General features: G+C 53.0%; 1 protein-coding gene. It reads right to left on the bottom strand.

The window, feature by feature from the left end; all coding sequences use genetic code 11:
* Positions 1–279, bottom strand: a 279-nt coding sequence (locus tag CKY02_RS23300) for an RHS repeat-associated core domain-containing protein (protein ID WP_146747501.1), incomplete at both ends; no start/stop codon positions are given.

The raw sequence follows: 279 nt of genomic DNA, 5'->3' as shown, positions 1-279 counted from the left end.
TTCGAAGGGCCTTGCGTTTATGGTATCCAGTAGGATCACAACCCGCCAATCCCAGAGGATCAATCCAGTTCGCCGGATTATGGACATACGCATACGGGTTCGGACCCCCATTTAGCCCTAGCGGGTCAGGCGATAAGTACTGGCCTGTTTCCCTCTCGTAATAACGGTGCCGATTATAAAATAAACCGCTCTCCGTGTCTTCATATTGGCCACAAAACCTGAGATGACACGTCAGGTTCCGCGGGTCATTGACCGTCAGCACCGGCCAGCATTCCGGCT

It is taken from the genome of Photorhabdus bodei, from assembly GCF_003287735.1.
GTDB classification, from domain to species: domain Bacteria; phylum Pseudomonadota; class Gammaproteobacteria; order Enterobacterales; family Enterobacteriaceae; genus Photorhabdus; species Photorhabdus kayaii.
The sequence above is the reverse complement of the archived record's forward strand: the minus strand, read 5'-3'. Positions and strand labels throughout refer to the sequence as shown.